This window comes from Ferrovibrio terrae (genome assembly GCF_943371255.1).
GTDB classification, from domain to species: Bacteria; Pseudomonadota; Alphaproteobacteria; order Ferrovibrionales; family Ferrovibrionaceae; genus Ferrovibrio; species Ferrovibrio terrae_B.
The window spans coordinates 1-6030 of sequence record NZ_CALRUC010000169.1 but is presented as its reverse complement, the minus strand read 5'-3'; the positions used below and the strand labels follow the sequence as shown (position 1 = coordinate 6030).

The following is a 6030-nucleotide window of genomic DNA, read 5'->3' as shown; positions in this document are numbered from 1 at the left end:
GACCTGCAGCACCACATCCCCGGCACGGCTAAGCGCGACGAGATCGGCCTGCTGGCGCGCGCGCTGGTGGTGTTCCGCAATGCCGGCCGCGAGTTGCGCCTGGCGCAGGAGCAGGCCGAGGCCGCCACCAAGGCGAAATCCGATTTCCTCGCCACCATGAGCCACGAAATCCGCACGCCGATGAATGGCGTGATGTCGATGGCCGAAATGCTGGAGCTGACCCGGCTGGATACCGACCAGCAGCGCATGGCCAAGGTGATCCGCGACTCCGCCGGCGCGCTGCTCACGGTCATCAACGACATCCTCGATTTTTCCAAGATCGAGGCCGGCAAGCTGGATATCGAAACGATTCCGTTTTCGCTGGGCGACCTGGTCGATGGCGTGGGCGAGCTGCTGGTGACGCGCGCCGACGACAAGGGACTGGATCTGGTGATCGAGATCGACCCGGCGCTGGCCGACCGCCGGCTCGGCGATCCGACCCGGCTGCGGCAGATCCTGCTCAATCTCGGCGGCAACGCGATCAAGTTCACCGAACACGGCCATGTGCATCTGCGCGTGTCGGCGCAGGGTGACCAGCTGCGCTTTGCCGTGCGCGACACCGGCATCGGCCTCAGCGACGAACAGCGCGCAAAACTGTTCCGCCCCTTCGTGCAGGCGGATTCCTCCACCGCGCGCAAATTCGGCGGCACCGGGCTCGGCCTGTCGATCTGCCATCGGCTCTGCGAGATGATGGGCGGCCGCATCGGCGTCGACAGCGAACCCGGCCAGGGTTCGGACTTCTGGTGCGAGCTGCCGCTGCCGGCCGAAACCGGCAGCACCGCGCCGGCGCCGCAGCCGGAAATCGCAGATGGCATCGCCGGCACCCGCGTGCTGCTGGTCGGCCTGCCGCCGGTGATCGCCGCCACGGCAACGCGCTATCTGCAGGCCGCCGGAATCAGCGTGACGCAGGCGGCGGAGGATCTGGATGCCGCCGCCGCACGCGCGCGCGACAGCTATGATATCGCGCTGATCGATGCGCGCTGCGCCGACAATGCGATCCAGGAAACCGGCGAGACGCTCGATCCGGCGCTGCCCTGCATCATGCTGGCCTCGCGCTATCTGGTCTCCACCCTGGATGCGGCGCATAACCAGAATTTCCGCGCCACCCTGACCTATCCATTGCATCGCGGCGGGTTGTGGCGCGCGGTGGCGCTGGCACGCGGCCTGGCACTGCCCGAGCAGGGCGACGCGGTGCTGCGCGAGGACATGGCGTTCGAGCCGCCGGATTACGAGGTGGCGGCGGCCGAGCGGGCGATGATCCTGGTGGCGGAAGACAATCCGACCAACCAGATGGTGATCCGCCAGATGCTGGCGCGCATGGGCTTTGCCTGCGACATCGCCAAGGATGGCGCCGCGGCGCTGCGGCAGTATGAGCTGGAGCGCGGCGCCTATGGAATGCTGCTGACCGATTTCCACATGCCGGAGATGGATGGCTTTGCGCTGACCGCGGCGATCCGCGCCGATGAAACGACGCATGGTCGCCCGCGCCTGCCGGTCATCGCGCTGACCGCCGATGCGCTGAGCGGCACCGAGCAGAAATGCCTGGATGCCGGCATGGATGCCTATCTGACCAAGCCGATCGACAGCCGCGCCCTGAACCGCATGCTGGCGCAATGGCTGCCGCAGGCCCTGCCGCTGCGCCGCGCTGCCCGTGCGGCGCCGGTGCTGGCGCCACCCGCCGCACAGCCGGTAGCGGCGAAACTGGACTGGGACCGGGATATCTTCGATCCGGACAAGCTGGGCGAGAGTTTCGGCGCCTTTAACGCCGCGGCCAAGCAGCTGCTGCAGGATTTCCTCAGCGATGCGCAGGACCGCGTGACCACCATCGCCGCGGCGCAGAGCGGCGGCGACATGGCCGCCCTGCGCCATCTCGCCCATGCCCTGAAGGGTGGCGCACTCACCGTCGGCGCCACGCGGCTTGGCACTCTGGCCGGCGAGCTGCAGGACGCCTGCGATGCCGAAGATATGGATACGGCCGCCCTGATGGCCGAATTGCTGCCGCCGACGCTGGACGAACTGACCGCCACGCTGCCCCTGATCCTGAAGGCCTGACCGCATCATGAGCGACGACAAAGCCCGCTACGAAAAAATCCGCGTCCTGCTGATCGAGGACGAGTCCTACACGCGTCATGTCATCGAAGGGCTGCTGCGGCAGATCGGCTTCACCCTGATCAGCCAGGCCAAGGACGGCGGCGAGGGCTTCAAGGAAACCGTGCGGGTGCGGCCGCAGGTGGTGCTGTGCGATGTGCATATGGAGCCGGTGGATGGCCTGGACTATCTGAGCAAGCTGCGCGGCTTCGCCAATGCAGCGATCGCGGCCACGCCGGTGGTGTTCCTCACCGCCGACAAGCAGCAGGAAACCGTGGTCTCGGCCAAGCAGCTCAAGGTCGATGGCTATCTGGTCAAGCCGGTGTCGCTGCAGCTGCTGAAACAGCGACTCGATGGGCTGCTGAAATTCCACAGTCTGATCTGATGCGTTTGACCAAGGTCTAGCTGTACCGGCTGTTCCGCCGTGCTATGCGGTGCGCCACGATTTCAGTCTTGGAGAGCAGACCTCATGAAATGGATCATCATCGGTATTGTCGCTGTCATCGCCATCGCCGGCGGCATCGTACTGTCGAAAGACAAGATCGACCTTGCCAATGCCCTGCCGCCGATGGATGTCTCCAAGCCGCATTGACGCGCCGGAACACCGGACATGCAAAAGCCGCCGGCTTATACCGGCGGCTTTTTTTATTGCACCTATTCCGCCGCCAACGACAGGCGCACCGGCGCGGTGCCGGCAGCGGCGGCGCGGAAGAAGCCGACCACTTTCGCCAGCTCGGCGGCCTGATCGGCCAGGCTGCGCGCGGCCGCCGCGGTTTCCTCGACCAGCGCGCTGTTGCGCTGGGTCAGGCTGTCCATCTGGCCGATCGCATCATTGACCTGGTCAAGACCGCTGGCCTGTTCACGGCTGGCGCCGGCGATCTCGCCGACGATCCTGGCCACTTCGCGGATGCCGCCCAGAACCTCTTCGAAGACACCGCCGGCCTGGTTCGCACGGGACGCACCGTCTTTCACCTGTGCATTGGATTGCTGGATCAGCGCCTTGATGTCCCTGCTGGCCGTGGCCGAACGCTGGGCCAGCGCGCGCACCTCCTGCGCCACCACGGCGAAACCCTTGCCGGCCTCGCCGGCGCGCGCCGCTTCCACCGAGGCGTTGAGCGCCAGCAGATTGGTCTGGAAGGCGATCTCGTCAATCAGCCCGACGATATCGCCGATCTTCTCGGCGCTCTGCTCGATCCGCTGCATTGCCGCGATGGTGTCGTTGACGATGGCGCCGCCCTTCTCGGCGATGCCGCTCGACTGCACGGCATGCCGGCTCGCGGCCTGGGCACTGTCAGCCGTCTTGCCGACCACGGCGGTGATCTGGTGCATCGAGGCCGCAGTCTCTTCCAGGCTGGCGGCCTGGGATTCGGTGCGTTGCGCCAGATCCTGGCTGCCACCGGCGATCTCGGCCGAGGCCGCCTGCAGCTGCTGCGCGATCTCGGCCAGACGCGTGATGATGCCGGTCAGCGTCTCGGCCATGCTGTTGGTATCGGCCTTGATCTGGCCGAAGATGCCGGCATGGTCGCCATGAAGCCGCCGGGTGAGATCGCCGCGCGCCAGGGCATTGAGCACGCCGCCGGCTTCCTGCAATACGGTCTCCACCGCCTGCGACAGACTGTTGATGCCTTCGGCGATGGTGCGGAAGACGCCATCCTTGCCCTCGATGACGAGCCGGCCTGAAACATCGCCACGCGACACCGCAGAGACCAGGGCGGCGATTTCGCTGGCGGCCTGCTGTTCGCGCGCGCGCTGGCGCTGCTCGGCCTCGCGGATTTCGGCTTCGCGCTGCTGCTGTTCGGCGGTCAGACGCCTCTTTTCGATGGCATTGACGCGGAAGACCTCGACATTGCGCGCCATCGCGCCGATCTCATCGCGATAGTCGAGGCCCGGGATGGCGATCTCGGTGCGATCCTCGGCGAGCTGCCGCATCGCCTGGCCGAGCCGGTGGATCGGCCGCGCCAGGGTGAAGACCGAAATGAAAAAGCCGAGGCCGAGACTGACGGCAATGATGGCGACACAGAGCCCGACCAGCAGCGGCATGCGCTGACGCACGAAAGCGGCCAGCTCGGCGGCGATGGCATCGCGCTGCAGTTTCTCGCGGTCGGCCGCCTGTTCCAGCGCGTTGCTCAGCTTCGTGCGCACGGCGCGGTTGGTATCGTTGTCGCCAAAGGCCTGGGCGGCAGGCTGACTGTCCTGCAGCGCCAGACGCACCAGCTCGCGCCGGAAGCTGACGAACTGCGCCACCTGCTGCTCCATCGCGCGGAAGCTGTCGCGCTGGTCCGGCTGCTGCAGCGCGCGATAGTCGGGCATGGCGCGCTCGATACCGTCGAGCACCTTGAGCAGCGCAGTGGAGAACCGCTCCAGTGCCGAACGGTCGCGCGCGATGTAGATGCCGCGCGATTCCATCACCGCCTCGATCACGCCTTCATGCAGCCGCGCGGCATAGAGCGCGCGCTCGCTGGCGGTCTGCAGCTCGGCAACCTTGCGGTCGTAGGTCTGCAGCGCGTTGACGCCGAGCCAGCCGACGGCGGCGAGGCCAGCAGAGAAAACCAGAAGGACAAGGATGATCCGGGCCAGAATGCCGACATGGTGCATGCGAAGAACCTCTCTGGGGCAGCGCCGTGCTGCCTGCTGAAAGGCGTTCCGCGCGGTTGAGCTGCTCTGCAAAAGCTCTACATGCAAGAAGCATGTTGCTCCACAATGAATATAGGAAAAGTGGAGCAATATTGAGTTATTACAACTTTTGAGTTAATTCAGAGTCCAAGCGTTCATGCACCGGCGGCGCAGGCGGTTCAGACCCGCCTGTTTTACAACCAGCCTCCGGGCCGGCCGCCTGTTTGACAATCAGCTATTCCGCCGCCTGGCGCGGTCTGGACGTCTGGGCATCCTCGCTCTGCCAGCGCAGCGCGATATCCTTCAGCGCATCCAGCATCGGATTCAGCTCGGCGCCGCGCGGCGCCAGGCTGTAGGTCACCTGCGGCGGGATCGTGGCCTGGTAGTCGCGATGCACCAGGCGGGCCTCTTCCAGCATGCGCAGCCGCTCGGTCAGCACCTTGGCCGAGATGCCGCCCACCTCGCGCTTGAGCTCGCCGAAACGGCGCGGCCCCTGGGTGCGCAGCACATAGAGGATATAGGTCGTCCACGGCCCCATCAGCAGCCGCAGCACGGCATCCACCGGGCATTCATAGCGGACATCGTCGGACTTCAGGGCACTGCTCATCGAAACCGGCTCCGGGGGCAAAAACATCGTGGTTACTTTTAAGTACCTACTTTACTGGGGAAATCAAGGGGACATATTGATAGTAATCTGAAGTAACTGACTTGCTTTAGGTTATCTAATTCTTTCTTGATAAAACAGGGACTTATCGAAATGACCCAGGTAGCGATCGTCTATCACAGCGGCTTCGGCCATACCCAGAAACAGGCGGAAGCCGTTGCCGCCGGCGTCGCCCGGGTGGCCGGCGCCAAGGCCATCCTGGTGCCGGTGGCCGAGGCCGAGGCCCGCATCGCCGAGATCAACGCCGCCGATGCCATCATCTTCGGCTCGCCCACCTACATGGGCAGCATCTCGGCGCCGTTTAAGACCTTCATGGATTACAGCTCGCAGGTCTGGTACGGCCGCGGCTGGAAGGACAAGGTCGCCGCCGGCTTCACCAACTCGGCCTCGCAGTCGGGCGACAAGTTCAACACGCTGGTGCAGCTGACAACCTTCGCTGCACAACACGGCATGATCTGGGTCGGTCTCGACCTGCTGCCGGGCAACAACAATTCCAAGGGCAGCGTCAACGACCTCAACCGCCTGGGCAGCTTCCTCGGCGCCATGGCGCAGTCGAATGCCGACGAAGGCGCCGACAAGGGCCCGATCCAGAGCGATCTCGACACCGCCGCGCATCTGGGCCAGCG

General features: G+C 65.4%; 6 protein-coding genes. 4 read left to right on the top strand and 2 right to left on the bottom strand.

What is annotated here, in order from left to right; translation table 11 throughout:
• From AAG799_RS21825 to AAG799_RS21815, 3 genes are all read left to right on the top strand, one after another.
• The coding region (locus AAG799_RS21825) for an ATP-binding protein (RefSeq protein ID WP_341899151.1) at positions 1 to 2091 on the top strand (2091 nt) is incomplete at its 5' end.
• A gap of 7 nt (positions 2092 to 2098) precedes the next feature.
• Entirely contained in the window at positions 2099 to 2512 is a 414-nt protein-coding gene (locus AAG799_RS21820) for a response regulator (RefSeq protein WP_341899149.1), read from the top strand.
• Between the two features lie 84 nt (positions 2513 to 2596).
• The gene (locus AAG799_RS21815; protein WP_341899148.1) at positions 2597 to 2719 is read left to right on the top strand and encodes a hypothetical protein; all 123 of its coding nucleotides are present in this window, start codon (positions 2597 to 2599) and stop codon (positions 2717 to 2719) included.
• A 62-nt stretch (positions 2720 to 2781) separates the two neighbouring features.
• On the opposite strand, the gene AAG799_RS21810 is transcribed toward AAG799_RS21815, so the two are convergent.
• A complete protein-coding gene (locus tag AAG799_RS21810) occupies positions 2782 to 4722 on the bottom strand; it encodes a methyl-accepting chemotaxis protein (protein WP_341899147.1) in 1941 nt (646 codons plus the stop codon).
• Positions 4723 to 4975: 253 nt separating this feature from the next.
• Positions 4976 to 5347: a helix-turn-helix domain-containing protein gene (locus AAG799_RS21805; protein WP_341899146.1), complete on the bottom strand. Its 372-nt coding sequence runs from the start codon at positions 5345 to 5347 to the stop codon at positions 4976 to 4978.
• Between the two features lie 150 nt (positions 5348 to 5497).
• Between AAG799_RS21805 and AAG799_RS21800 the strand changes: the two genes are divergently transcribed.
• Positions 5498 to 6030, top strand: a 533-nt coding sequence (locus AAG799_RS21800) for a flavodoxin family protein (protein ID WP_341899145.1), incomplete at its 3' end; no start/stop codon positions are given.

Excerpts from the sequence above, each read along its gene's own strand:
- AAG799_RS21820 (WP_341899149.1), top strand. The coding sequence starts at position 2,099 with ATGAGCGACGACAAAGCCCGCTACGAAAAAATCCGCGTCCTGCTGATC.
- AAG799_RS21815 (WP_341899148.1), top strand. The coding sequence starts at position 2,597 with ATGAAATGGATCATCATCGGTATTGTCGCTGTCATCGCCATCGCCGGC.
- AAG799_RS21810 (WP_341899147.1), bottom strand. The coding sequence starts at position 4,722 with ATGCACCATGTCGGCATTCTGGCCCGGATCATCCTTGTCCTTCTGGTT.
- AAG799_RS21805 (WP_341899146.1), bottom strand. The coding sequence starts at position 5,347 with ATGAGCAGTGCCCTGAAGTCCGACGATGTCCGCTATGAATGCCCGGTG.